Here is a 295-nt window from a genome sequence, read left to right on the forward strand (position 1 = left end):
ACTGAAGAGAAAGAGACTTTCCAGCCTTCTGGCTTTAAAGCCTTCAAGCCTTTAGTTCAAACCAGTTTTGCCTGGTGACCATAGAGTATTGGAACCACCTGATCCCATCCCGAACTCAGTAGTGAAACGATACATCGCCGATGGTAGTGTGGGGTTTCCCCATGTGAGAGTAGGTCATCGCCAGGCATTGAATTAGAAAAGCCCGTAGAGCAATCTACGGGCTTTTTTATTATGTGCTGAAAAGTGAAAAAGCTATATCACCCATGGCCGTGTGGGCTACTTAGGGTATGAACTT

General features: G+C 45.8%; 1 rRNA gene. It reads left to right on the top strand.

The features are described 5' to 3' along the window. The first annotated feature begins 70 nt into the window (after positions 1 to 70). Positions 71 to 186 (top strand): 5S ribosomal RNA (gene rrf / locus CWC16_RS19365). Positions 187 to 295 lie beyond the last annotated feature (109 nt).

This window comes from Pseudoalteromonas sp. S3776, from assembly GCF_005886915.1.
Taxonomy (GTDB): Bacteria; Pseudomonadota; Gammaproteobacteria; order Enterobacterales; family Alteromonadaceae; genus Pseudoalteromonas.